Origin of the sequence: Borreliella lanei (assembly GCF_014205895.1) — a bacterium.
Lineage (GTDB): Bacteria > Spirochaetota > Spirochaetia > Borreliales > Borreliaceae > Borreliella > Borreliella lanei.
The window spans coordinates 165947-189836 of the sequence record NZ_JACHFC010000001.1 but is presented as its reverse complement, the minus strand read 5'-3'; the positions used below and the strand labels follow the sequence as shown (position 1 = coordinate 189836).

The 23890-nt window shown below is 29.7% G+C and carries 25 protein-coding genes and 1 tRNA gene; 22 read left to right on the top strand and 4 right to left on the bottom strand.

What is annotated here, in order from left to right:
• Positions 1-91: 91 nt before the first annotated feature.
• On the top strand, positions 92-2356 hold the full coding sequence (locus tag HNQ06_RS00855; RefSeq protein WP_184106996.1) for a methyl-accepting chemotaxis protein: 2265 nt from the start codon (positions 92-94) through the stop codon (positions 2354-2356).
• A 30-nt stretch (positions 2357-2386) separates the two neighbouring features.
• Positions 2387-4288: a methyl-accepting chemotaxis protein gene (locus HNQ06_RS00850; RefSeq protein WP_184106994.1), complete on the top strand. Its 1902-nt coding sequence runs from the start codon at positions 2387-2389 to the stop codon at positions 4286-4288.
• Between the two features lie 39 nt (positions 4289-4327).
• Here the strand turns inward: HNQ06_RS00850 and mnmA are convergent, their stop codons facing one another.
• The gene (gene mnmA, locus HNQ06_RS00845; protein ID WP_184106992.1) at positions 4328-5395 is read right to left on the bottom strand and encodes a tRNA 2-thiouridine(34) synthase MnmA; all 1068 of its coding nucleotides are present in this window, start codon (positions 5393-5395) and stop codon (positions 4328-4330) included.
• A 93-nt stretch (positions 5396-5488) separates the two neighbouring features.
• On the opposite strand from mnmA, the gene HNQ06_RS00840 reads away from it, so the two are divergent.
• The 6 genes from HNQ06_RS00840 to mvk are packed head-to-tail and all read left to right on the top strand — an operon-like array spanning position 5489 to position 11771.
• On the top strand, positions 5489-6712 hold the full coding sequence (locus HNQ06_RS00840; protein WP_184106990.1) for a hydroxymethylglutaryl-CoA synthase: 1224 nt from the start codon (positions 5489-5491) through the stop codon (positions 6710-6712).
• Positions 6696-7760: a type 2 isopentenyl-diphosphate Delta-isomerase gene (gene fni / locus HNQ06_RS00835; protein WP_184107322.1), complete on the top strand. Its 1065-nt coding sequence runs from the start codon at positions 6696-6698 to the stop codon at positions 7758-7760. Before HNQ06_RS00840 ends, fni begins: the two co-directional genes overlap by 17 nt.
• Positions 7750-9018 (top strand): hydroxymethylglutaryl-CoA reductase, degradative, encoded by a 1269-nt coding sequence (locus HNQ06_RS00830; protein ID WP_246343336.1) that lies wholly within the window; start codon positions 7750-7752, stop codon positions 9016-9018. Before fni ends, HNQ06_RS00830 begins: the two co-directional genes overlap by 11 nt.
• Positions 9002-9940, top strand: coding sequence for a diphosphomevalonate decarboxylase (gene mvaD, locus HNQ06_RS00825; protein WP_184106987.1), 939 nt, complete (start codon positions 9002-9004; stop codon positions 9938-9940). The genes HNQ06_RS00830 and mvaD overlap by 17 nt, the downstream gene beginning before the upstream one ends.
• On the top strand, positions 9931-10884 hold the full coding sequence (locus HNQ06_RS00820) for a GHMP family kinase ATP-binding protein (RefSeq protein ID WP_184106985.1): 954 nt from the start codon (positions 9931-9933) through the stop codon (positions 10882-10884). The genes mvaD and HNQ06_RS00820 overlap by 10 nt, the downstream gene beginning before the upstream one ends.
• On the top strand, positions 10878-11771 hold the full coding sequence (gene mvk / locus HNQ06_RS00815) for a mevalonate kinase (protein WP_184106984.1): 894 nt from the start codon (positions 10878-10880) through the stop codon (positions 11769-11771). The genes HNQ06_RS00820 and mvk overlap by 7 nt, the downstream gene beginning before the upstream one ends.
• Positions 11772-11779: 8 nt before the next feature.
• Here mvk and HNQ06_RS00810 read toward each other — a convergent pair.
• Positions 11780-11853, bottom strand: a tRNA-Val gene (locus HNQ06_RS00810).
• A 43-nt stretch (positions 11854-11896) separates the two neighbouring features.
• Positions 11897-12364 (bottom strand): BB0689 family surface lipoprotein, encoded by a 468-nt coding sequence (locus HNQ06_RS00805; protein ID WP_184106983.1) that lies wholly within the window; start codon positions 12362-12364, stop codon positions 11897-11899.
• Positions 12365-12448: 84 nt separating this feature from the next.
• Between HNQ06_RS00805 and napA the strand changes: the two genes are divergently transcribed.
• From napA to rnc, 14 genes are all read left to right on the top strand, one after another.
• Entirely contained in the window at positions 12449-12985 is a 537-nt protein-coding gene (gene napA, locus HNQ06_RS00800) for a neutrophil-activating protein NapA (RefSeq protein WP_184106982.1), read from the top strand.
• A 73-nt stretch (positions 12986-13058) separates the two neighbouring features.
• Positions 13059-15068 carry an elongation factor G gene (fusA, locus tag HNQ06_RS00795; RefSeq protein WP_184106981.1) on the top strand — a complete coding sequence of 670 codons (2010 nt, stop codon included), beginning with the start codon at positions 13059-13061 and terminating at the stop codon, positions 15066-15068.
• Between the two features lie 277 nt (positions 15069-15345).
• Positions 15346-16554, top strand: a complete 1209-nt coding sequence (gene badR / locus HNQ06_RS00790) for a host adaptation transcriptional regulator BadR (protein WP_184106980.1) — start codon at positions 15346-15348, stop codon at positions 16552-16554.
• Between the two features lie 62 nt (positions 16555-16616).
• A complete protein-coding gene (gene ffh / locus HNQ06_RS00785; protein WP_184106978.1) occupies positions 16617-17951 on the top strand; it encodes a signal recognition particle protein in 1335 nt (444 codons plus the stop codon).
• 12 nt (positions 17952-17963) lie between these two features.
• A complete protein-coding gene (rpsP, locus tag HNQ06_RS00780) occupies positions 17964-18224 on the top strand; it encodes a 30S ribosomal protein S16 (RefSeq protein ID WP_184106976.1) in 261 nt (86 codons plus the stop codon).
• Positions 18225-18473: a KH domain-containing protein gene (locus tag HNQ06_RS00775; protein ID WP_002557283.1), complete on the top strand. Its 249-nt coding sequence runs from the start codon at positions 18225-18227 to the stop codon at positions 18471-18473.
• A gap of 3 nt (positions 18474-18476) precedes the next feature.
• On the top strand, positions 18477-18977 hold the full coding sequence (rimM, locus tag HNQ06_RS00770; RefSeq protein ID WP_184106975.1) for a ribosome maturation factor RimM: 501 nt from the start codon (positions 18477-18479) through the stop codon (positions 18975-18977).
• On the top strand, positions 18974-19693 hold the full coding sequence (gene trmD, locus HNQ06_RS00765; RefSeq protein ID WP_184106974.1) for a tRNA (guanosine(37)-N1)-methyltransferase TrmD: 720 nt from the start codon (positions 18974-18976) through the stop codon (positions 19691-19693). Before rimM ends, trmD begins: the two co-directional genes overlap by 4 nt.
• On the top strand, positions 19671-20036 hold the full coding sequence (gene rplS, locus HNQ06_RS00760) for a 50S ribosomal protein L19 (RefSeq protein ID WP_002557286.1): 366 nt from the start codon (positions 19671-19673) through the stop codon (positions 20034-20036). Before trmD ends, rplS begins: the two co-directional genes overlap by 23 nt.
• 343 nt (positions 20037-20379) lie before the next feature.
• Positions 20380-20919 (top strand): hypothetical protein, encoded by a 540-nt coding sequence (locus HNQ06_RS00755; protein ID WP_184106971.1) that lies wholly within the window; start codon positions 20380-20382, stop codon positions 20917-20919.
• Between the two features lies 1 nt (position 20920).
• Positions 20921-21412 (top strand): pantetheine-phosphate adenylyltransferase, encoded by a 492-nt coding sequence (coaD, locus tag HNQ06_RS00750; RefSeq protein ID WP_184106969.1) that lies wholly within the window; start codon positions 20921-20923, stop codon positions 21410-21412.
• 63 nt (positions 21413-21475) lie between these two features.
• Positions 21476-21658, top strand: coding sequence for a 50S ribosomal protein L32 (rpmF, locus tag HNQ06_RS00745; protein ID WP_002557290.1), 183 nt, complete (start codon positions 21476-21478; stop codon positions 21656-21658).
• 23 nt (positions 21659-21681) lie between these two features.
• Positions 21682-21924, top strand: coding sequence for an acyl carrier protein (gene acpP / locus HNQ06_RS00740; protein WP_004789379.1), 243 nt, complete (start codon positions 21682-21684; stop codon positions 21922-21924).
• Positions 21924-22661 carry a ribonuclease III gene (gene rnc, locus HNQ06_RS00735; RefSeq protein WP_184106967.1) on the top strand — a complete coding sequence of 246 codons (738 nt, stop codon included), beginning with the start codon at positions 21924-21926 and terminating at the stop codon, positions 22659-22661. Before acpP ends, rnc begins: the two co-directional genes overlap by 1 nt.
• Here the strand turns inward: rnc and HNQ06_RS00730 are convergent.
• A complete protein-coding gene (locus tag HNQ06_RS00730) occupies positions 22632-23864 on the bottom strand; it encodes a CCA tRNA nucleotidyltransferase (RefSeq protein ID WP_184106965.1) in 1233 nt (410 codons plus the stop codon). The two genes, rnc and HNQ06_RS00730, sit on opposite strands and share 30 nt — an antisense overlap.
• Positions 23865-23890: the final 26 nt, after the last annotated feature.

Sequence of the window (23890 nt, the reverse complement as noted above, 5' to 3'; positions counted from 1 at the left end):
TTTTGATTTTTTGCTATAAGTTTTTTCTTGATACCCTTTGGTCTTAAGTTTGTTTGATTAAATAAGTAGATGATTTGTGAGGTAGTTTATTATGTTATTGAAGCTTAAATACAGGTTTGTTGGATTTTTATTATTGTTTTTAATTTTCATACTATTGCTTTTTTCCATGATTTTTAACTTTATTTTATGCGGTTATTTAGAAGATTATTATAAACAGCTTACAAGGGCACAAGTAAGAAGAGCAGCTTTTTCTACGCAATCTTTTTTAGACACTCTGTATGTCATAATCAATGGTGCAGCTTCTAATTTGGCACTCGAAACCATATCAGAATTTGCAATTTCTGAGAATAGAGGAAAAGATTTTTCTGAGTCTGAATTGATAGATTTAAGAAAAAATTCAAAATTTGTTATTGATTCTGTAAAGGTAAGTAAAAAATATCGACAATATTTATACAATTTTATGGCCAATCTTAAAAATGATACCTTTTTTGAAGAATTCGCTTTTTTTGATTTTGAAGGGAGGATAATTGTTAGCACAAGACATGAGAATAATATGGATTTTGGTCATTCTGAGGCCAATACTAATTATTTTAAAAAAGCTATTGAGGATTATAAGCAAGACCAATTAAAATTTATAGGCTGGTATTCAAATCTTTCTGAAGGAATATCTGCAGAAGTTGCTATTAGGTCTAGACAAAGCGAAAAAAAGGCTTTTGCAATAATTGTGCCTGTATACTCTCCAGAAGATAAACTTGTTTGTGGGTATTTGGCTGGATATCTGCTTAATGATATTTTAGCAGATAGTTTTGATAGATTTAGATTTGGTTTTTATAAAAGAGGCAATTTTATTTATGTGGATCCTAATAATATAGCAGTAAATCCTTTTGAAGAATACAATGAAACTAGTAGAGTTAGTTCTAAATTTTTGAATGTTCTTAAAGATGTTTTTTCTAAGCCGCCTTTTTTATCAAATGTTTCCACCGAAGTGTCGGTTTACACTATTGATAGAATATTTTTATCCGAAATGGGAGAAGAGTGTTACTATGCACTGTTGCCTATAAGTAGTAAGTTGGGAGAGAAGAGTGGAATACTTATTGCTAGGCTTCCCTATAAAGATATTTATGGAGTAATATCTAGTCTAAGATTTCAGTATATCTTATATTCTGTCTTAGGCGTTATTGTATTAAGCCTTGTTCTTTTAATGAGAATAGATAAGATTATTAGTTTTCGTTTAAACTCAATTAGAGTTTTAGTTCAAGATATGGTTAAAGGGAATTTAAATAAAGATTATGCTCTTGATGATGATGATAATTTTTTTGACGAGCTTGGAATGTTGAGTCTTCAGGTTGTGAAAATGAAAAAAGCTATTTCTGTAGCGATTGCAAGTGTTTTGAGAAATATTAGTTATGTAAATAAGGCAAGTTTAGAAGTTGCTAGCTCAAGTCAAAATTTAAGCTCTAGTGCGTTGCAGCAGGCATCTGCTCTTGAAGAAATGTCAGCTAATGTTGAACAAATAGCCTCAGGTGTCAATATGAGCGCTAATAATTCTTATGAAACAGAACAAATAGCTTTAAAAACGAATGAGAATTCTCAGATAGGCGGTAAGGCCGTAGAAGAATCTGTTATTGCTATGCAAGATATTGTAGAGAAAGTTAGTGTTATTGAAGAAATAGCCAGAAAGACCAATTTACTTGCTTTGAATGCGGCTATTGAAGCTGCAAGAGCAGGTGATGAGGGAAAAGGATTCGCTGTTGTGGCTAGTGAGATTAGAAAGTTGGCTGATTTGAGCAAAGTTTCAGCTCTTGAGATTGGAGAGCTAGTTGAAGATAACTCTAGGGTAGCGACCGAAGCAGGGGTGATTTTTAAAGAAATGTTACCCGAAATTGAGGAAACGGCTAATCTTGTTAAGAAGATTTCAGAAGGTAGCTCTAAGCAAAGTGATCAGATTGCTCAATTTAAAATGGCTTTAGACCAGGTTGGAGAAGTTGTTCAATCTTCAGCTTCAAGTAGTGAGCAACTTTCTAGCATGTCCGATAAAATGTTAGAAAAGTCTAAAGAGCTTAGAAAATCTGTATTATTTTTCAAAATTAAAGATTCTACGATTGAAAATCTGGAAGAAGACGATTATGACTTTAGGTTAATGGATTGTCCTGAAAATTCTTTTAATAAAGATGAAAATCAAAATTTGAAAAGCAATGGAATTTCTACTTCAAATGGCGGTGGTCATAATAATTATTCTTTAGATATTGAGAGCGAGCCTTCTGTAAGAACTATTAATAAGCGAGTTGATCCTAAAAAAGCTATCGATATTGCTGATAAGGATTTAAATTTTGATGATGATTTTTCGGAGTTTTAGAATTTATTTTTTGTGAAAGAGGTGGTTAGTATGAAGCTGAAAGCTAGGATGTTGCTACTTGTTCTTGTTCTTATAGCATTCTTTATATCAATTCTGTTTTTTATTTTTGGAATGTTGATTAATAGTAAATTGGTAGATCAACAGTTTGATCTTATGATCAATCTTATTGGAAACATTAAAAATTCTTTTAACCTTTATATTTCTTCAATGGAAGAGAAGGTTAGGGTTAGTTCCATGTATTTCAACTCTGCTGAAAAATTTAATGAGGCTAGTAAAATTAAATCCAAAAGGTTGAGTTTTATTTCAGATCAATCTGAAATTCTTATTCAAACTGGTAGTAATATGATGGTTACAAACAAAGAGGGTAAAATAGTTTTTACTACGGCTATTAAGGATAATAGTGATTTTGGCAAATCTATTGGGGATAGAGAATATTTTACAAAGCTTAAAGAGTCTCAAAGTATTGTTTACAATTCTTTTGTTATGTTGGCAGATCCTGGGTCTATTGAAGAGTCTTTAGTTAAAGATATTTCCAAGATAAAAAATAAAAAAGGTCAGATTCCTTATATATTAATAGGTATACCATTAAGAGATTTTGAAACCGGTGACATTTTTGGGTATTTTATGTTTTTCTATTCAATGGATTATATATATAGGTCTTTTAGAGGAATTAATTTTGGAATACTTTCTAGCGGCCGTGCGTTAGCTTATGATACTACGGGTAGATTATTAGTTCATCATACGGTATTGCCAGGTGATGTTTTGACCGATATTAGTGCTTCTTATTCCAATATTATTAAGAAAACATCTGAGGATTTGTTGCAAAAGAATAAAGAAATTTCAACTGTTTATTATTATGATCCTAATAGCAGTAAAAAATATGTGGGAATTAGTCAAAAGGTGTTATTAAACTTGTCTAATAATAGATTTATTCTTTTAATGCGAACTTCAGAAGATGATTTTTATTACATGTCACGAGCTACAACTATAATCTTAGCAATTAGTTTTGCATTTACATTGCTTATGCTTGCTATTGCAACTCTTTATCTTGTGAAAAGGTTAAGCTCTTCTTTGAATAAGATACTGGAATATTCTGAGCGCCTTGCTTCTGGTAATTTTACTGCTGATATTAATTTTGGCAAATGGGACACTGTAGAGCTTTATAGCTTGTACGAAGGTCTTGAGCAATTGAGAACCAATTTTTCTTCAGTTGCAAAAGGAGTTATTGAAAATCTAGATTACCTTTATGAAAATGCGATTCAAATAGCAAATGCAAGCCAGAATTTGAGTTCTGGTGCTGTTGAGCAGGCTTCTACTTTAGAGCAAATGACAGCAAATATTGAGCAAATATCACAAGGTGTTTCTGAGAATACTGAAAATGCGTCTACTACTGAAAAAATTGCTGTCAATACCAATGAAAGAACTAAAGAGGGGCATAAATCTGTTGTTAAAGCTATTGAGGCAATGACTGTAATTACTGAAAAAATTGGAATTATTGATGAGATAACAAGGCAAACCAATTTGCTTGCTTTAAATGCCTCGATTGAGGCTGCAAGAGTGGGAGAAAAAGGCAAGGGCTTTGAAGTGGTAGCTGCTGAGGTTAGAAAGCTTGCAGATCAAAGCAAAGAATCAGCAAGAGAGATTATTGATATTGCAAACAAAAGCTTAACTGTTGCAAGTCGCGCTGGGGAAAATTTTGAACAAATAGTTCCTGGTATGGAACAAACGGCCAGACTTGTAAAAAATATTTCTAATGAAAGTTATAAGCAAAGTGTTCAAATAGAGCAATTTAAAAATGCAATAGAGCAGGTTAGTCAGTTAGTCCAGACCACAGCTTCAAGTAGCGAAGAGCTTTCTGCAATGTCTGAAAAGATGTTAGAGAGTGTAAAAGATTTAAAAGAATCTGTTGATTACTTTAAGATCGAAAAGTAAGGAGAAGGTTTTTAAATCTTCTCTAACTTTTTTAGCGTATCATTCTATGATTTTTAAAATTTTAGCACCTCCCAGGCATTCTGTGTTTTTGTAAAAAATTGCAAATTGTCCTGGAGAGATTCCACTATCTTTTTTGTTTAAAGAAATTTCCATTAAGTTATTTGTAATAAGTTTTAATTTGCATGAGCATTTCTTTTCACCGTGTCTTATTTTAATTTTGAAATTTTCAAAGTTCGAAGGTGTGTCGTTTATCCAATGTATTTCGTGAACTAAAAATTTGCGTTTTGCTTGTTTTAAATAATTCTCGTTATGGGATATATATATAATATTTTTTTCTAGGTCTTTTTCTATGACAAACCATGGCCCGTTGCTAAGCTTTATTCCTCTTCTTTGTCCCACTGTAAAAAACCAATATCCATTGTGAATTCCTATTATTTTTCCTGTTTCTTTTTCAATTATATTCCCTTTTTTCTCTCCAAGATGGTATTTGATAAATTCGTTATATTTAATTTTTCCTAAAAAGCAAATACCTTGACTATCTTTTCTATCTTTGTTGGGTAAATTTATGCTTTTAGCTATTTGCCTTACTTCGCTTTTAAGTAATGTACCTAAAGGGAAGTATAGTTTTGACATTTGTTTTTGAGAGAGATGAGATAAAAAGTAGCTTTGGTCTTTAATTTTATCTTTTGCCTGTTTTAAAAAAAATTTACTTTCTTTTATTTGTATTTTAGCGTAGTGTCCTGTTACAACCAAATCATATTGGTTATTGATTTTCTCAAAAAATGCTCCAAACTTTATTCTTTGATTACAAAAAATATCTGGACTTGGAGTATTGCCATTTTTAAGTTCTTCAATGGCATAGCTTACTACTTTGTTATAATATTCTTTTTGAAAGTTTATTATTTCATACGGTACATTAAATTTGTTGCATATAGCTTCAACATAATTTAAATCTTCTTGCCAAGGGCAGTTTCCAATATAAGATAGTTCATCTTCAACCCAAATTTTTAAATAGTAGCATTTTATATTTGAATATCCTTTGTTTATAATTCTATAAAGGGCAACAGAGCTGTCAACTCCCCCAGATAAAAGTACGGCTATTTTCATAAACTTCCATTTTTAGGTTTCATTATATAAGATTTTGCTAATTTTTGTAAATTATAATATAATACTTAAGTCCATTAATTCATTGAGGAATATATGAAAATAGGTATTAGTGATATTAGAATTTTTTTACCTTTAAATTATTTAGATTTTTCTGTTCTTTTGGAAAATCCTTTATATTCTTCTAATGAAGTTCTTTTTAAGAAAATCAATAGAGCAATAGATGCTACCTTGCAAAAAGGTTTTAGGTTTACCAGTCCTAATGAGGATAGTGTAACGATGGCAAGTTCGGCTGTTAAACTTATTTTTGATAATAATAATCTTGATTTAAGCAAAATTAGAATGCTTTTGGGTGGAACTGAGACAGGTGTTGATCATTCAAAAGCAATTTCTTCTTATGTTTTTGGAGCTTTAAAGCAGTCTGGTATTTGTCTGGGGAATAATTTTTTAACTTTCCAAGTTCAGCATGCGTGCGCTGGTGCTGCTATGTCTTTACACACTGTAGCAAGTGTTTTAAGCCATTCTAATAATTCTGAATATGGCATAGTTTTTTCTTCAGATATTGCGCATTATAGCAATCTTACTACGGCTGAGATTACTCAAGGTGCTGGTGCAACTGCAATTTTGGTTGAAAAAAATCCAAAGCTACTCTCGATCAATTTATCTGAATTTGGAGTTTATACTGATGATGTTGATGATTTTTTTAGGCCTTTTGGAAGTGTTGAAGCTAAGGTAAGAGGTCAATATTCAGTTGAATGTTACAATAATGCAAACGAAAATGCTTTAAGAGATTTTGCTTTCAAAAAGCAACTTAGTATGAAAGATTTATTTTCTAATTATAGATTTGTTTTACATGTTCCTTTTGCTAAAATGCCAATAGATTCAATGCATTATATTTTGAAAAAATATTATAGTGATGACGAATCTGTTAGAAATGCTTATTTAGAGTCAATAGATTTTTACGATGGCGTTGAAGCTGCTATGGAAGTGGGGAATTTGTATACAGGTTCAATTTTTCTATCTTTAGCATTTTATTTAAAAAGAGTATTTTCCAAGAAAGATATTACAGGAGAAAAGATATTATTTTGTTCTTATGGATCTGGCAATATTATGGTTATTTATGAACTTACCATTGAAAAGAGTGCTTTTGATGTTGTTAAATTGTGGGATCTTGATGGACTTATAAAAAATAGAAATAATGCAAATTTTGAAGAATATAAAGATTTTTTTCAAAATAAAATAGTTCCTAGTGAATCTAGAGGATTTTATTTAAAAGAACTAAGGAATGATGGATACCGAGTTTATGGGTATCGAGCCTAATATATTAGAAAATAAAAAAAGACATATTGAGATTTGTTTAAATAAAAATAATGTTAAAAGTGGCTGCAATTTCTTAGAGTTTATCAAGCTAAAACATAATGCTCTTAGTGATTTTAATTTTTCTGAGATAAATACAAAAGAAGAGATATTTGGATACACTATTAGCATGCCTGTTTTTATTTCCTCTATGACAGGAGGCAGTAAAGAGGGGAATGATTTTAATAAATCTTTAGTTAGAATTGCAAATTATTTAAAAATTCCTATGGGCTTAGGTTCTTTTAAGCTTTTGTTTAAGTATCCCGAATACATAAAAGACTTTGCTCTTAAGAGGTATGCTCATAATATTCCTTTGTTTGCCAATGTTGGTGCTGTTCAGATTGTTGAGTTTGGTATTTCTAAAATAGCTGAAATGATCAAGAGATTAGAAGTTGATGCAATTATTGTTCATCTTAATGCAGGGCAAGAATTGATGAATGTTAATGGAGACAGAAATTTTAAAGGAATAAGAGAGTCGATAGCTAAATTGTCTAACTTTTTAAGTGTTCCATTAATTGTCAAAGAGACAGGTTTTGGAATTTCACCAAAAGACGTTAAGGAATTATTCAGTCTTGGCGTTTCTTATATTGATCTTGCGGGGAGTGGTGGAACCAATTGGATTTTAGTAGAAGGCATAAAGGGTAATAATCCAAACATTGCATCTTGTTTTTCTGATTGGGGTATTCCTTCTATTTTTACTTTACTTAGTGTTGATGATTCTCTAAAGGCTAATATTTTTGCATCTGGTGGATATGAGACAGGTATGGATATTGCTAAAGGCATTGCCCTTGGAGCTAGGCTTGTAGGTGTTGCAGCAGTTGTTCTTAGGGCTTTTTATGATTCAGGAGAAGATGCTGTATTTAGTCTTTTTTCTGATTATGAACATATTTTAAAAATGTCTATGTTTTTAAGTGGCAGCAAAAGTTTGTCAGAACTTAGAAATAATAAGTATTTTTTGAGTAGTTATTTGCTTGATGAGCTTGGAGTCTTTAAGCAGTTTTATGGAACTTAGTAAAAATTTTAGACATAAAAGTGTTTTAGAAAAAAGGCAAGAGATAAAAAGTTTTTTGGGATTATCTTTTAAAGATTTTTTTTATAATAGTGCCAATGAAGATTTTCTTTTTAATATGATAGAAAATTATATTGGATATTTATCTTTTCCTATTGGAATTGTAAAAAATTTAAAAATAAATGGCAAATATTATTCTTTGCCAATTGCAACAGAAGAATCTTCTGTTGTTGCTGCCTTAAATTTTGCGGCAAAAATTCTTGAAAATGCTGATTTGAGGTATTCTTTGGGGGAAGTGTTGGGAATTTCTCAAGTTTATATAAAATCGGGAAAAGATTTAAGTAATATTTTTGTTGATCTTGACGATAAAATCAAGATCTGGATTGAACCTCTTTTAACCAATATGAATCGAAGGGGGGGTGGATTTAGAAGGTTGTCAACTAGGTACATTAAAGAGCTTGGTATTCAAAAATTGAATCTTTATGTGGATACTTGTGATGCTATGGGTGCTAATTTGCTAAACTCAATTGCAGAGCGTGTAGCAGAATCCATTTTTTTAGAATTCGGATATGAGTGTGTTTTAAAAGTTTTAAGCAATGATATTAGTGAATTTACAGCCAAAGCCCATTTTGTTTTAGATTTTAAGTATTTGCTACCGGATAAAGAGGATTCTTGGAATTTGGCGAAAAAAATCGAACTTATTTCTAGTATAGGTTTTTACGAAGAGGAGCGAGCTGTTACTAATAATAAAGGTATTATGAACGGAATTACAGGAGTATGTCTTGCAACTTTTAATGATACAAGAGCTCTTGAGGCCTCTGTCCATAGATTTGCTTCAAAAAGCGGCAAATATCTTCCCCTTAGTAAATTTTATACGACTGACAATGCTTTGGTTGGAGAAATTGAAATTCCTTTGCAAGTTGGAACTAAGGGTGGGGTTATATCTTTTAGTGAAGCTTCAATTTTAAGTTTTAGAATTATTAATGTAAATAGTAAGAGCGAATTTATTGGCATTCTCTCTTGTGTTGGACTTGCTAGTAATTTTGCAGCATTAAGGGCTCTTGCATTTAATGGGATTCAAAAGGGTCACATGAGATTGCATGTTGATAAAGTGTTCTACCTTTTAAAGACAAAATATAATATTTCTGATTTCGAGAAAGACAAATTATTATTGGAAATGGAAAGAATGAATATTTATTCTTTTGATTTTGCTTTTAAAATTTTGAAGAAAATAAGGTTAGAAAATGAAAATAAAGTGTAAAGTTCATGCAAGCTTGGCTTTAATTAAATATTGGGGCAAGAAGGATGTTCTTTTAAACATTCCAGCGACTTCTAGTCTTGCCGTTAGTGTTGATAAGTTTTATTCAATAAGTGAGCTTGAACTTTCAGATCGAGATGAAATAATTTTAAATTCAAAGCCAGTTATATTGAAAAATAGAGAAAAGGTGTTTTTTGATTATGCAAGAAAAATTCTTAGTGAGCCGAATGTTAGATTTAAAATTAAAAGTGAAAATAATTTTCCAACATCAGCAGGCCTTGCAAGTTCAAGTTCAGGTTTTGCTTCTATTGCTGCTTGTATTTTGAAATATTTTAATAAATATTCTTGCAATAGTGCATCTAATCTTGCAAGAGTAGGATCAGCTTCTGCGGCAAGGGCTATTTACGGGGGGTTTACCATTTTAAAAGAGGGTTCAAAAGAATCTTTTCAATTAAGAGATCAATCTTATTTTAATGATTTGCGAATAATATTTGCCATAATTGATACTAATGAAAAAGAATTGTCTTCAAGAGCCGCAATGAATATTTGTAAACGGCATGAATTTTATTATGATGCTTGGATTGCCTCTAGTAAAAAGATTTTTAAAGATGCTTTATATTTTTTTTTAAAAAAAGATTTTATACATTTTGGAGCAAATATTGTAAAAAGTTATCAGAATATGTTTGCCTTAATGTTTGCATCTTCTATTTTTTATTTTAAAAATAGTACAATGGATTTAATTAGGTATGCTGCTAGTTTGAGAAATGAGGGGATTTTTGTATTTGAGACAATGGATGCAGGCCCCCAAGTAAAGTTTCTTTGTTTGGAGAAAAATTTAAATACTATTTTAAAAGGACTTAAGAAAAATTTTGCTGGCATTGATTTTATTGTTTCAAAGGTTGGGCGTGACTTAGAATGGATTTGATTAGTTTTTCTGTGCCTGGGAATTTACTTTTAATGGGAGAGTATACTATTTTAGAGGAAAAGGGATTGGGGTTGGCAATTGCCATCAACAAGAGAGCATTTTTTTCTTTTAAAAAGAGCGATTCTTGGCGGTTTTTTAGCAAAAAGAAAGAGATAGACGATTTTTCTTTAATAGAAAATAGAAACGATTTTGTTTTTAAAATGTTTACTTATTTGAATCAAAATTGTTTTTTTAATCTAGATAACTTTGCATATGATGTATATATTGATACAAGTAATTTTTTCTTTAATAATGGAACTAAAAAGGGATTTGGCTCAAGTGCTGTTGTTGCTATTGGTATAGTGTGTGGGCTTTTTTTAATTTATAATGCTACTAATGTTGTTGAAAAGGATGAAATTTTTAAATATTGTTTGGAGGCTTACAGGCACTCTCAAGGAGGAATAGGTAGTGGATATGATATTGCTACTAGTATTTTTGGGGGTGTTATTGAGTTTGAAGGCGGTTTTAATCCTAAATGCAGGCAGATAGATGCTGTAGAGTTTAATGATTTTTATTTAATGCAGGGTTTGCAAGCAATTAAAACCACTGCTTCTATTTGTGAATACAATAAACACAGAGATTCTATTTTAGATTTTATATTTAAATGCAATTTGGAGATGAAAAAACTTGTTTTAAATGTTAGTAATTCTAAATCTGCATTAATTTCTAGTTTAAGAAGGGCTAAAGAATTGGGCTTGGCAATTGGAGAGGCAATAGGAGTTTCGGCAGATTTGCCCTCAAGTTTTGATCACCTTGTGGGTCAATGTGATTTGATTAAAGCTTTAGGCGCCGGAAATGAAACTTTTTTAGTTTACAGGCCTAATGTTAAAGCTTTTGATTTGTCAAAAATTATTCCAATTGTTTTAGAACATGAAGGCATTAAGTTTGAAAGCGATAAATGCTAAGAATAAGAAAGCCCGCTAAAATATTGTTCTTAGGCGAACATAGCGCTGTTTACGGGTTCCCAGTTATTGGAGCTACAGTTCCAATTTATATGGATCTGGTTTATAGTGTTTCTAAAAATTGGAAATATTTAGGAAAATCCAGTACAAGATTAAATAGCCTTATAAATTTTATTGTTTCAAATTATAGTAAAGTTAATCCGATTGAGTTTGCTGTAATTTCTGAAATTCCTATTGGAGTCGGACTTGGTTCTTCTGCTAGTCTTAGTTTATGCTTTGCAGAGTATATTACAAGTCATTTTGAATATAGGGATTGTAATAAAATTTTGTTGGCAAATCAAATTGAAAACATTTTTCATGGCAAATCTTCTGGAATGGATATTAGGCTAATTGATCTTGGTGGAACTTTTTATTTAGAGAAAAAAGAAGATGTTTTACATTCAAAAAAAATAAAAGATTCTGGTTTTTATTTTTTAATAGGAGCGATAAAAAGAGATTTTACGACTAAAGAAATAGTGGTTAATTTAAAAAAACGGATATTATCTAATGCTGATTTATTTGTTTTTATTGAAAAGCTTGGTCTTACAGTAAACAATTCTTATATTTCTTTTCAGAATAAGGATGTGTATTCTTTAGCAAATGAAATGAATATTGCACAATATTGCTTAAGACGTTTGGGATTGTCTAATGATGCTCTTGATTGGCTTATAAGTAAGGGAATCGAATTGGGCGCTCTTTCTGGCAAGTTAAGTGGTGCTGGTAAAGGGGGAGCGTTTATTTTTCTTTTTGAAAATCTAAGAAAAGCCAATGCAGTACAAAAAGAATTAAATAATATACTTAAAAATTCTAAAATAACCTTACTTTTAGAGCTAAAAATAATTGAGGTCTAGATTATTTTTGGGCCCAGAGAGATTCGAACTCCCGACATCCTGCTTGTAAGGCAGGCGCTCTGACCAACTGAGCTATGAGCCCTTTTACCACTAATAAGTAGTATACAGTATAATCTTTAATGGTGTCAATTCTTATATTTTCTTTTTCCAAAAAGAACTACAAATATATCTATATTGTCTGCTGTTTTTAATCTATAGCCACCCATTTTGTCAGTATCTGTATTAATAAGAGCTTCTTTGTGGCTTGGGCTATTAAGCCATGCATTAACTACTCTGTTAAGTTCAATTCCTGATGCCAGTATTTCTCTTGTCAAATTAAAAGATTTATCGTATTTATGTATTCTTTCCATTGGTGTTGTGCCAAAAAGGGTATGAGTTAGCGTTCTATTTTCTCCCAGTTTAATGGCATATTCTTTTGCAACTTTTTCAAGAGTTTCATCTATTTCTAGATGGTTTAGATTTAAATTTTTTCTCAATTCAGCAATTTCTGAATATAGAATTTTCATATCTTCTTTTGTGTTTATTGGGTGCATTGTATTTAAATTGCATGCTTGAGATAAAAACAATGTAAAAATTAAAATCAATATTTTCATTAAATATCCTTTTTATTTATTATGGTATTAAAATTATAATTATATCTCATTATGTATTATAATGATTATATAAAGGAGATACTTATGGAAAAGTATTTAAGCTATATAAAAAAGGATGATTTAGAAGTAATACAATTAAAACTACAAGAATTGTTGGCAAGTTTGCATATTTTTTATTCTAATTTAAGAGGTATTCATTGGAATATAAAAGATACCAATTTCTTTGTTATTCACAAAAAAACTCAAAAACTTTATGAATATATTGAAAAAATTATTGATATTGTTGCAGAACGCTCAAGAATGCTTGGATATGATTCTGAATTTAGATATTCTGAGTTTATGAAAAAATCTTTTATTAAGGAACTTGATATTGAATCAACATCCAATTTTTTACCTTCAATGCAAAGCATTGTTTGCAGTCTTTCTGAGATTTTGAAAAATATTTTTGGAATGAGAAAATTGATCGATACTGCTTGTGATTATGGTACTGCTAATATTATGGATGATATCATGAGTGATCTTGAGAAACATTTATGGATGCATAAGGCGCTGCTTGAAAATTGCGGTTGTTTTTGTCACGATGAGAATGAAAGTAAATGTTGTGAGTGCGATACAAAATAGCAATTTTATTGAAAGGTTTAACTTGTAATAATGAGTTTATCTGCATTGAGGCTGTAGTAGTGTTGAGGGATTTATGAGTATTAGAAATATTGGAATTATGGCTCATATTGATGCTGGAAAAACTACTACCACAGAAAGAATTATTTATTATACTGGCAAAAGTCATAAAATGGGGGATGTAGATTCAGGAAACACTATTACTGATTGGATGCCTCAAGAGCAAGAAAGAGGAATTACTATTAGTTCAGCTGCCATTACTTGCCATTGGAAGGATTGCCAAATAAACATTATTGATACCCCTGGGCATGTTGATTTTACGGCAGAAGTTGAAAGGTCTCTTCGGGTTCTTGATGGCGGTGTTGTTATTTTTAGTGCTGTTGATGGAATTCAAGCCCAAACAGAAACTGTATGGAAACAGGCAGAAAAATATGAAATCCCACGACTTGCTTATGTTAATAAGATGGATAGAATAGGTGCTGATTTTTTTAAAGTTGTGGGAGATATTGAAAATAAATTTAAAACTATTCCTTTAGTTTTGCAAATTCCAATTGGAAATGAAAGTAATTTTGAAGGAGTAGTTGATATTATTTTAAATAAAGAGCTTCATTTTTCAATGGAAAATGGAATTCCAAAATTAACTTATAGTCAAATTAGAGAAGAATTTGTTGAAAAAGTGATTCTTTTAAAAAAAAAAATAATAGACATCCTTAGCCAATTTAGCGAAGAAATTACTCAATTATTTCTTGAAGATAAAGAGATTGGCTTAGACATTATTAAAAAAGAGATTAGAAGAGGTACTGTTTCTAGATTTATTATTCCTGTTTTAATGGGAACTAGTTTAAAAAATATTGGAATAGAGCCTTTGATTGATTCGATTGTAGATTACTTGCCAAGTCCTTTTGAAAAAAGTTTTAGTGCTTTTTCTTTAGATGAAAATAAAAAAATTTTAGTTGATCCTAATGAAAATAAAAAATTGTCAGCTCTTGTTTTTAAAGTTCAATATTCAAGTGTAATTGCTGCTCATCTTTATTTTGTTAGAGTTTATTCTGGTGAGATTAATTCTAATAAAAAAATTATCAATGCTTCAAATGGCAAGCGTGAAAAGTTTACAAAAATTTTTAGAGTTTTTTCGAATAAAAATGAACAAATAGATTGTGTAAAAACAGGTGATATTGGTGCTGTTTTGGGATTAAAGTTTTCTGTTACAGGAGATACTCTTGTTGAAGAAAACAATAATGTTTTACTTGAGTCTGTTATGTTTCCAGAGCCTGTTGTTTTAATGTCTGTTGAGCCTGAAAGATCATCAGACGAGGTTAGACTAAAGGAAATTTTTGAAATAATATCTAAAGAAGATCCTACCTTTAGTTATTCTGAGAGCAAAGAAACAGGGCAATTGATTATATCTGGAATGGGCGAATTACATCTTGAGATTATTTTGACAAGAATTAAAGATGAATTTAATCTTAATGTTTATACAGGAAAGCCTCAAGTAAGTTACAGAGAAAGTGCTGGCAAAATTGTAAAAGAGGTTTTTGAGTTTAACAATATTTTTGCTGGCAAGAATATTGATTTTAAAATTGGAATGATCATTAAACCTTTGTCACGAGGCGAAGGAAATAAAATTGATTTTGAATGTGGTGTTGAACCTGTAATTAAGTCTGCAATATTGAGGGGAATTACAGCCGCATTTGTAAGTGGAATTTTTGGATATCCTATTATTGATATTAATGTTAGTATTTTTTCTATTGTTTGTGGGGCGAATAAGATTAGCGAGAGTGCTTTTGAGTCAATTTCAGGATTTGCTTTTCATAGTATTTTTCAAAAATCAGATCCTATTAGACTTGAGCCAATAATGTTATTAGAAATTAGAACACCCATTGAGCATACGGGAGAAATTATTTCTACATTAAATGTTATAGGGGGCGTCATTCATTCAGTTAACAATATTGGAGGGTATGATTTGATAAAATCAGAAGCGGCGTTTGAGAAACTTTTTGGGTATGCTTCTATTTTAAGAAGTTCTACTAAAGGAAGGGGCAGTTTTACTATGGAATTTTCTTATTTTAAAGAAAAAGTAAGTTAAGGTTATTAGTTTTTAAGGATAAATGGCTTTTCTTGTGTTTATTATTTTTAAACCCAATTAATTTTTATTGATGAGTTTTTATGTAAAAATGATTTTATTCCTTTTTTTGTCAAGCTTTAAGTTTTTGATAGTTTATGAATGTGATATTATGATGTAAAATATTTTTTAGCCTTATAAAGGCATTTTTGTCTTTTGTGAATAGATATAATATTGTATTGGTTTTTTCAATATGATATTTTATAATATTTTTTTATTTTAAAAATAAAGGAGGTGTAATATGCAGGGTGAAAATATGGTTTCAATTAGAGGCGGAAATAGAAGAAAAATTCTTCTTAGTCTGAAAAATATGCAATATTCAAGAACAGACTTAGCTCGTAAGTTAAGCTTGACAAATGCTGCAGTTACTATTTTAACTAATCAAATGATAAAAGAAAATCTTTTGATTGAAGTTGGTTCTAGGGTGTCTGATGTTAAAAAACATGGACGAAAAGAAATACTTCTTGACATTAATAAAGATTATGCGTATTCAATGGGAGTTATTATTTCTAGCAATTATTTTCAAATAGGTATTGCTAATCTTAAATGCGAGGTTTTAATAAGCGAAACTCATTCTTTTGAGCCCCCAGTTAGTGCTTATGATATTTTAGAGAAAATAAAAGATCATATGATAGAAATTATTTGGAAACATAATTTCTCAAGAGATAAGTTTATTGGCTTAGGCTTTAGTATTACGGGGTTAATAAAGGATAAAGAATTAGGCATTGTTAATGATAGTTATGGAGCATGGATTGAAAAAGATGTTCCTGTCAAGAGAATACTTGAGGAATACTTTTCACTTACAGTTTATCTTGAAAGCTATGTTAAAAATTTATCTCTTGCTGAATTTATGGGTAAGAATATAGATAATATTATGTTTTTTGATTACACAGATACTGCTGAACTTTCGATTTGGTCAGGCGGCAATGTTTATCCTGGTTTTAATAATAAATCAGGTATGGTTAGTCACATGATAATTGATTATGAAGGAGAAAAAAATTGTCCAACTTGTGGTAATAAGGGTTGTGTCAATATGCTAATATCTAATTTTGCTTTGCAGAGATTGATTTCAAAAGAGTTTATGAATGGTGAGATTCCTGAGCTTTATGAAAAGTATGAGGGTAGATTGAAAAAGGTTACAATATATGACATTTTTTCTCTTTATGAAAAATATGATTTTATAAATAAAATTATGCAAGATACTGTTAAATATTTGGCAATAATTATTATTAATATTCAAAGAATGCTTGATTTTAATTATTTAGTACTCTATGGTCAAAGTTTTAAATTAAAAGCTTTTTTTGATTTGTTAAAAGAAGAGATTAAAAAGCTCAATAAAGAGAATATAGTATTAAAGCTTAGTTCATTAGATACCGAAGTTTCTGTTGTTGGACCTGCTTCTAGTGTTATTTTTAATAAATTTTATTTGACAGGAGGAGATATTGATTAATATTGCCTTTTTTTGTATCTTATATTTGACAAGATTATTTTTGAGAATAAGGGTTGTTTTTAATGCTTGAAAGTTTGGGGTCAAATTTTAGAAATTTTATAAACTATCTTTCTGGAAAATCTACAATAAATGATAAAAACATTGCCGAGGCTATTGAGATTATTAAAAATTCTTTAGTTGATGCTGATGTTAACTTAAGAGTTATAAGGCGTTTTTTAAATTCTATAATTGAAGAATCCAAGGGAGTAAAAGTTTTAAGGGGTATTGATCCTAAATCTCAGTTTATTAAAATTGTCAATGATAATCTTGTTAAATTTTTGGGAGGCAAAAGTTATGAGCTTAGTTTACATCCTGCCAATAAACAATCTTATATTCTTATGCTGGGACTTCAGGGTTCTGGTAAGACTACAACATGTGCCAAGCTTTCTTTAAAGCTTAAAAAGGAAAATAGAAAAGTGCTTCTTGTGGCTGCTGATACGTTTAGAGCGGCGGCTGTGGAGCAGTTAAAAATATTAGGCGGCCAAGTAGGTGTTCCAGTATTTTCAATTGAAGGTGAAAAAGATCCTATTAAAGTTATTAAAGCGTCTATGAAGTTTGCTGAGTCTAATTTTTTTGATTCTGTAATAGTTGATACTAGAGGGCGGCTTGAGATTGAATCTTTGTTAGTTGAAGAGATAAAAAAAATTAAGGGGATTTTGCAACCCGCAGAAACCATTTTAGTGGTAGACTCTATGACGGGGCAAGTTGCTGTAAATATTGCTAAGGAATTTAATGAGAATGTTGGACTTACCGGTGCAATATTTTCTAAGTTTGATTCAGATACTAGAGGGGGCGCTGTATTATCTTTTAAAAGTATTTGTGCAGTTCCTATTAAATTTATTGGTGTTGGAGAGAAAATTGAAGATCTTGATTCCTTTTACCCAGAAAGAATTGCCTCTAGAATTCTTGGCATGGGGGATGTTGTTAGTCTTGTAGAGAAGGTTCAAAGTGTTATTGACAAAGAAGAGGCTATTAAGCTTGAAGAAAAAATTAATAAAGCTAATTTCAATTTCGAAGACTATCTGATTCAATTTAGGCGCATTAGGCAAGTAGGAGGGTTTTCTAATTTTGTAAGTTTTTTACCGGGTGTTTCAAAATCAATGCTGAATAGCAATAATTTAAATGAAGAAAGTTTTAATAAAGAAGAAGCTATTATTCTTTCTATGACTAAAAAAGAAAGAATAAATCCAGTGATCTTGAATAATCCTTCAAGAAAAAAAAGAATAGCTTTGGGAAGTGGAACAACTGTTTTTGATGTTAATAAGCTCATAAAAAAGTTTAGTCAAACAACTTTGATTATGAAAAAAATGAAAAACAAAGATTTTCAAAATAAGATTGCATCCCTTTGGGGAAAATAAGGAGGAATAAATTTGAGCGTTAAGATAAGATTGAAGAGAATGGGAGCTAAAAAAAGGCCTTATTATAGGATTGTAGTTATGAATTCTACGTCTCCTAGAGATGGTAGAGCAATTGAAGAACTCGGTTATTATCATCCTGTTGAAAAGCAAAACCAAATAAAAATTAAGGAAGATAGAATGAAAGATTGGGTAAGCAAGGGAGCAATTTTAAGTGATACAGTGAAAATGCTTTTAAATAAAAACAACTTGAATGCGAAAAGTCAGGAGGTTTAGATGAAAGAGTATGGGAATGAGATTGAACTTATAGAGTTTATAGTAAAGTCTCTTGTAGATAAAGAAGATGAAGTAAAGCTAAATGTGATTGAAGGAGAAAAATCAACTATTTTAGAATTAAGGGTTTCTCAAAGCGATGTGGGCAAGATAATCGGAAGACGAGGGCGTATTGCTCGAGCTATTAGAACTTTGCTTGGGGCTTGTGCTGCTAAAACCAATAGGCGAGTGCAATTGGAAATTTTAGATTAATTTATGTTTATTAAAGGCGTTATATTGTCGTCTTATGGAGTTAATGGGTATGCTAAGGTTAAAAGCATATCCAATAATTTTTGTGATTTTGTTAATCTAAAAAACAATAAAGTTATTTTAAAAAAAAGCAATAGTTCTACTATTGAAGTTAAAGTTGTAGGTGTTAATATAAAAGGTAATTCTTTATATTTGAAGTTTGAAGGGATTAATACCCCAGAGGCAATTAGGCTATTGATTGGTTTTGAATTGTGGGTTGACGATTCGCTTGCATCGAGTTTAAAAGAAGGCGAATATTATTTAGGAAAACTGATTGGCTATGACATTGTTAATAACAATAAAAAACTAGGAGAAGTTGTAGCTTTTTTTGAATATTTAAATAGTGTATTTCTTGAGGTCAAAGTGGGTATTAAATTTTTCTTTATTCCCTTTTTGAGTATATATATTGGAGATATAAATGCTCAAGAAAAAACAATTGAGCTTAAGGTTTTAGATCTTTTAAAATGAAATTTACGGTTTTATCTCTTTTCCCAGCAATAATTAAACCATTTTTTGAAAATTCAATAATGAAGAAGGCTATTAATAAGGGAATAGTAAGTTTTGAGCTTGTTGATGTTAGAGATTTTTCAAAAGATAAGCATAAAAGATGTGATGATTTGCCTTACGGAGGCGGTGCTGGGATGGTATTGAAGGCCGAGCCGATTTCTTTTGCTCTTGAGCACGTAGAATCTGCTAAGAAAACAACAATATTCTTAAGTCCTTCTGGGATAAAGTATACCCAAGAGTTGGCGTATTCCTTGTCAAAAAGAGAAGAAATTGTTATAATTTGTGGAAGATATGAAGGAATTGATCAACGTATTATAGATTTGTATGTTGATTTTGAGATTTCTATTGGAGATTATGTTTTATCTTCAGGAGAGATTGCAGCTCTTGTTTTAATAGATAGTGTATATAGGTTGCTAGATGGAGTAATAAATCCTAATTCTTTATTAGAAGAATCATTTGGTGTAAAAAATGGATTGCTTGAATATCCTCATTATACCAGGCCCTATGATTTTAAGGGGATAAAGGTTCCAAAAGTTCTTGTTTCAGGACATCATGAAAATATAAAGAATTGGAGGCTTGTTAAAGCTAGAGAAAAAACTAAGAAAAATAGATATGATTTATACCTTAAATATTTAGAGATAATAGGAGAAGATGATGGATTTGATAAGAAAAATTGAAGCTCAGAATAAGAAAAATGAGGCTTTTGTCTTTAATGTGGGAGATACTGTTAGGGTTGTTTATAAAATTATTGAAGGTAGTAATGAAAGGTTGCAGAGTTTTGAAGGGATTGTTATTTCTTTCCAAAATAAGGGAATTGGAAAAACATTTTTGATTAGAAAAATTTCTTCAGGGATAGGTGTTGAAAAAATTTTCCCAGTATATTCTCCTATTATAGAAAAGGTTGAAGTTTTAAGAAGAGGAAAGGTTAGAAGGGCAAAGCTTTATTATATGAGGAATAGAATTGGTAAAGCTGCTATGAAGATAAAGGAGCGCCTTAATATTAAAAAAGTTAAGCATTAGTTTTTAATTATTTCAAATATTTTAGCAGATTATGTCATAAGATGAATCAAATTAGATTGAGATTAAAAATTATTTTTGATTGATCTTTTGTTTTGTAAATTTTTATTCAAGATTTAGTAGGATTTTTACTGTTTTAAGAAATAATTTTGGCAAGCTTGGTCGTGTATTTATTATAATTAAGAGCACTAACTAACCGTTTTTATTAAATTTCAATGAGGGTTTGATTGTATTTTTGCCTTTAAAAAGTTAAAGATTTAAAGTTTTGATTTTTTAAAAAACTTTCAAGCTATGTGATTGATTTTGTTCTTAAATATTTATTTTTTGTCGTTAAGGAGAGTTAGTTTTGAAATATACTCAAAGTAAGTTCAAGAGTAGCAATTTTCAGAAACACAATAAACGTTTTTATGGTTTTAAGAATAAAAGATTAAATTCTGAGAGCAAAAATCAAAATTTTGCCTCGCCAAATAGTTTTAATAATAGATCGACTGTTTTGAATACAGATAAACAAAATGTTTTTAAAGGTAAATTTAGAAGAAAAAGTATAAAATTTAAAACAAGAATAAATCTTGATGTTTCTTGTGCTATTTGTGAAAAAAAAATAAATGATATTGTTTTTAGCATGTCCTTAAAGGTTGAAAATGAAGATAAACCTGTTCATTTTGATTGTGTTATCAATAAATTAACAGCTGAAAATAATCTTTCAAGTAATGAGAAATTGGTTTATAAAGGTGCTGGTAAATTTTTTATTGTAGATAAATCTTCTAGAGGAGAATATTTATATTTCAAAATTATTAAAGAAATTGAATTTGAAAATTTAGAAGAACAACCAATATGGCGTAAAAAAATTCTTAAAGATATTAATAGAGGGTTTAGGCTTTCTTGATATGAAGGTGGCAGTTTTTCCAGGATCTTTTGATCCAATTACCTGGGGCCATATTGATTTAATTAAAAGATCGTTGGCTATTTTTGATAAAGTTGTTGTTTTAGTAGCTAAAAATAAATCAAAAAAATATTTGCTAAGTGATATTGAGAGGTTTAGCCTTACAGAAGATGTTATTTCGTCTTTAAATTTTTCAAATGTGCTTGTAGATAGGTATAGCGGGTTTATTGTTGATTATGCATTAATTAATTCTATTAAATTTATTGTTAGGGGAATTAGGGCTTTTAATGATTTTGATATAGAGTTTGAAAGATATCTTGTTAATAATAAGTTAAATTTTAAAATTGATACTATATTTTTACCAAGTAGTGCAGAACATTTATATGTAAGGTCAGATTTTGTAAAGGAATTGATGAGCAAAAAGGATGTTGATCTTTCTAATTTTGTTCCAGAATTGGTGTTCAATAGATTAAAATCTAAGTTTATTGACAAATGACTTGGTTAATATATATATTATTAAGATAATTTAATGTAGTTTAAAAGTAGTTAGGAGAAAGTAATGGCTGTTCCAAAATTTAAGCCTTCAAAGTCTAGGAGTAGAACAAGGCGCAGTATAAATATGAGGAAAAAAATTCCGCAATTTCAAGAATGTTCTAATTGTGGTAACCTTGGAGTGAGACATAGAATTTGTTTAAAATGTGGATATTATAGGAATAACCAATATCTAGAAATAGGTTTGTAGCTTGTAGTAAGGAAGGTGTATTCATGGATAATGATGAAATTTTTAGCAAGGTTAGGTCTATTATATCTGAGCAACTTGATAAAAAAGAAGATGAAATTACTATAGACTCTAGATTTGTTGAGGATCTTAATGCAGATAGTCTAGATATTTATGAGCTTTTGTATTTGCTTGAAGAGGCCTTTGATGATAAAATCCCAGAGAACGAAGCCAATGAATTTGAAACGGTAGGCGATGTTGTTAATTTTATTAAAAAGAGAAAAGGTTGATGAAAAAAAATTCTTCCGATTTTTGTTTGGTTAGTGAAAGAAAAGCTCAATTGAGTGAATTTTTGGAAAATTTGAGCATTGATTTTAGTAATTTTGATTTATTAAATACAGCATTGAGCCACTCGTCATATTCTAATGAGTTGGATCAAAGATCTAGCAATAATGAGAGATTAGAATTTTTGGGAGATTCTGTGCTTAATTTGATTATTACAGATCATCTTTATAAAACTTATCCAAATAAAAGTGAAGGAGAGCTCAGCAAGGCCAGATCTTATATTGTTAGCGAAGATTCTCTATCTAATATTGCTAGAGAGATTAATCTTGGGTCTTATATTTTGCTAGGTAGAGGAGAGGAGAGTAATGATGGTCGAAACAAAAAAGGCATTCTTGCAGATGCTATTGAAGCTTTTGTAGGTGCCATTTATCTTGATAGTGGATTTTCAAGGGCAACAGAATTTGTGGTTGGACTTTTTGATATGTATATAAGATTGATGTTTAATAGAGGTGATTTTAAAGATTATAAGAGTTTGTTGCAAGAATATGTTCAAAAGAAATATAAAATCTCACCAAGTTATAAACTAGACAAGGAAATAGGTCCAGATCATGATAAAGTTTTTTGTGTTGAACTTTATGTTGGGGAAAATTTTATATCAAATGGAAAGGGCAAATCTAAAAAAGAAGCCGAAATGAGAGCTGCTGAAGTAGCTTTAAAAGCTATGGAAAATATTAACCTTTAAGGTTTTAATTTTTTTTATAAGATAATTTTTAGTATTAAGCTTGGGATTTTCAATTACACAGCTTAATAGTGTGTTTAAAATTTTACCTATATTTTTATTTTCTATTTGTTCTAGATTTTGAATATCTTTTCCATTTATTTTTAAATCTTTTAAAGAGAGAGGATTTTTTAGCAATTGTTTTCTTTTTATGTTTTTTATTATAAATAAATATTTTTTATTTTTTCCTTTGAGCGCTTTGTATATATCAATTATTTCTTTATAATGTTCTCTTGTGCTCTTGCTAAGCAAATATCTAATATCGCTTAGTTTTTTGACATTAAAAATATTGTTATTATCGATTATGCTTCTATAAAATAAAATTAGCTTAATTTCTTTATTTGAGAATTTAAGTAAAGTTAATTTTTCTTTTAGCTCTTTTATAGGTTTTTTAATTGTCAATATTGTGATTGCCTTTAGATAAAATTTGTCTTTATCAAGTAGGACAATTTTTTTGATTAATTTTGTTTTTATTTCTAGATTAAAAAAATTTTTAAAAAAATCAACTTTTTTAAGATAATAAATTCCTTTTTGTATGTTTGTCCCTTCTAACAATTTGTGAAATTCATTTTTTATTCTTTCTTTTGAAATCATTAAAATATTTTCTTTTTTATATTTCATTGAAATTAAAGTATTTTTTTCAATGTTAAAATTAAGCGTGGATGAAAATCTTGCTGCTCTAAGTATTCTAAGGGCATCTTCTTCAAGTCTTTTATTTGGATTTCCTATGCATCTTATTATTTTCTTATTAAGGTCTTTTTTCCCGTTATAGCAATCTATTACATTGAAGTTAAAAATGTCCATTGCAATTGCATTAATTGTAAAATCTCTTCTTTCAAGATCTTTAATTAAATTTTTGGTGTATTCTACTTGTTTGGGGGCTCTGTTGTTTTCATATTCTTTTTCTATTCTGTATGTGGTGATTTCAAAGATTTTTTTATTAAAAATAATGCCAATTGTGCCATGTTTTATGCCTGTTTTAATGTTATTTGGAAATAATGTTATTATTTCTTCAGGAGTTGCATTTGTTGCAAAATCAAAATCGTAAGGTTGCTTATTGAGTAGCAAGTCTCTTAAAGCGCCTCCAACTAAATAAAATTCGTAGTTGTTTTTTTTAAATATTTTACCAATTTTAATTATACTTTGATTGTTTTTCCCTAGATTCATATAAAATTATATTATAGTGTAAATAA

Coding starts and splice junctions, on each gene's coding strand:
- HNQ06_RS00855 (WP_184106996.1), top strand. CDS start 92: ATGTTATTGAAGCTTAAATACAGGTTTGTTGGATTTTTATTATTGTTT.
- HNQ06_RS00850 (WP_184106994.1), top strand. CDS start 2,387: ATGAAGCTGAAAGCTAGGATGTTGCTACTTGTTCTTGTTCTTATAGCA.
- mnmA (WP_184106992.1), bottom strand. CDS start 5,395: ATGAAAATAGCCGTACTTTTATCTGGGGGAGTTGACAGCTCTGTTGCC.
- HNQ06_RS00840 (WP_184106990.1), top strand. CDS start 5,489: ATGAAAATAGGTATTAGTGATATTAGAATTTTTTTACCTTTAAATTAT.
- fni (WP_184107322.1), top strand. CDS start 6,696: ATGGGTATCGAGCCTAATATATTAGAAAATAAAAAAAGACATATTGAG.
- HNQ06_RS00830 (WP_246343336.1), top strand. CDS start 7,750: ATGGAACTTAGTAAAAATTTTAGACATAAAAGTGTTTTAGAAAAAAGG.
- mvaD (WP_184106987.1), top strand. CDS start 9,002: ATGAAAATAAAGTGTAAAGTTCATGCAAGCTTGGCTTTAATTAAATAT.
- HNQ06_RS00820 (WP_184106985.1), top strand. CDS start 9,931: ATGGATTTGATTAGTTTTTCTGTGCCTGGGAATTTACTTTTAATGGGA.
- mvk (WP_184106984.1), top strand. CDS start 10,878: ATGCTAAGAATAAGAAAGCCCGCTAAAATATTGTTCTTAGGCGAACAT.
- HNQ06_RS00805 (WP_184106983.1), bottom strand. CDS start 12,364: ATGAAAATATTGATTTTAATTTTTACATTGTTTTTATCTCAAGCATGC.
- napA (WP_184106982.1), top strand. CDS start 12,449: ATGGAAAAGTATTTAAGCTATATAAAAAAGGATGATTTAGAAGTAATA.
- fusA (WP_184106981.1), top strand. CDS start 13,059: ATGAGTATTAGAAATATTGGAATTATGGCTCATATTGATGCTGGAAAA.
- badR (WP_184106980.1), top strand. CDS start 15,346: ATGCAGGGTGAAAATATGGTTTCAATTAGAGGCGGAAATAGAAGAAAA.
- ffh (WP_184106978.1), top strand. CDS start 16,617: ATGCTTGAAAGTTTGGGGTCAAATTTTAGAAATTTTATAAACTATCTT.
- HNQ06_RS00775 (WP_002557283.1), top strand. CDS start 18,225: ATGAAAGAGTATGGGAATGAGATTGAACTTATAGAGTTTATAGTAAAG.
- rimM (WP_184106975.1), top strand. CDS start 18,477: ATGTTTATTAAAGGCGTTATATTGTCGTCTTATGGAGTTAATGGGTAT.
- trmD (WP_184106974.1), top strand. CDS start 18,974: ATGAAATTTACGGTTTTATCTCTTTTCCCAGCAATAATTAAACCATTT.
- rplS (WP_002557286.1), top strand. CDS start 19,671: ATGGATTTGATAAGAAAAATTGAAGCTCAGAATAAGAAAAATGAGGCT.
- coaD (WP_184106969.1), top strand. CDS start 20,921: ATGAAGGTGGCAGTTTTTCCAGGATCTTTTGATCCAATTACCTGGGGC.
- rpmF (WP_002557290.1), top strand. CDS start 21,476: ATGGCTGTTCCAAAATTTAAGCCTTCAAAGTCTAGGAGTAGAACAAGG.
- acpP (WP_004789379.1), top strand. CDS start 21,682: ATGGATAATGATGAAATTTTTAGCAAGGTTAGGTCTATTATATCTGAG.
- rnc (WP_184106967.1), top strand. CDS start 21,924: ATGAAAAAAAATTCTTCCGATTTTTGTTTGGTTAGTGAAAGAAAAGCT.
- HNQ06_RS00730 (WP_184106965.1), bottom strand. CDS start 23,864: ATGAATCTAGGGAAAAACAATCAAAGTATAATTAAAATTGGTAAAATA.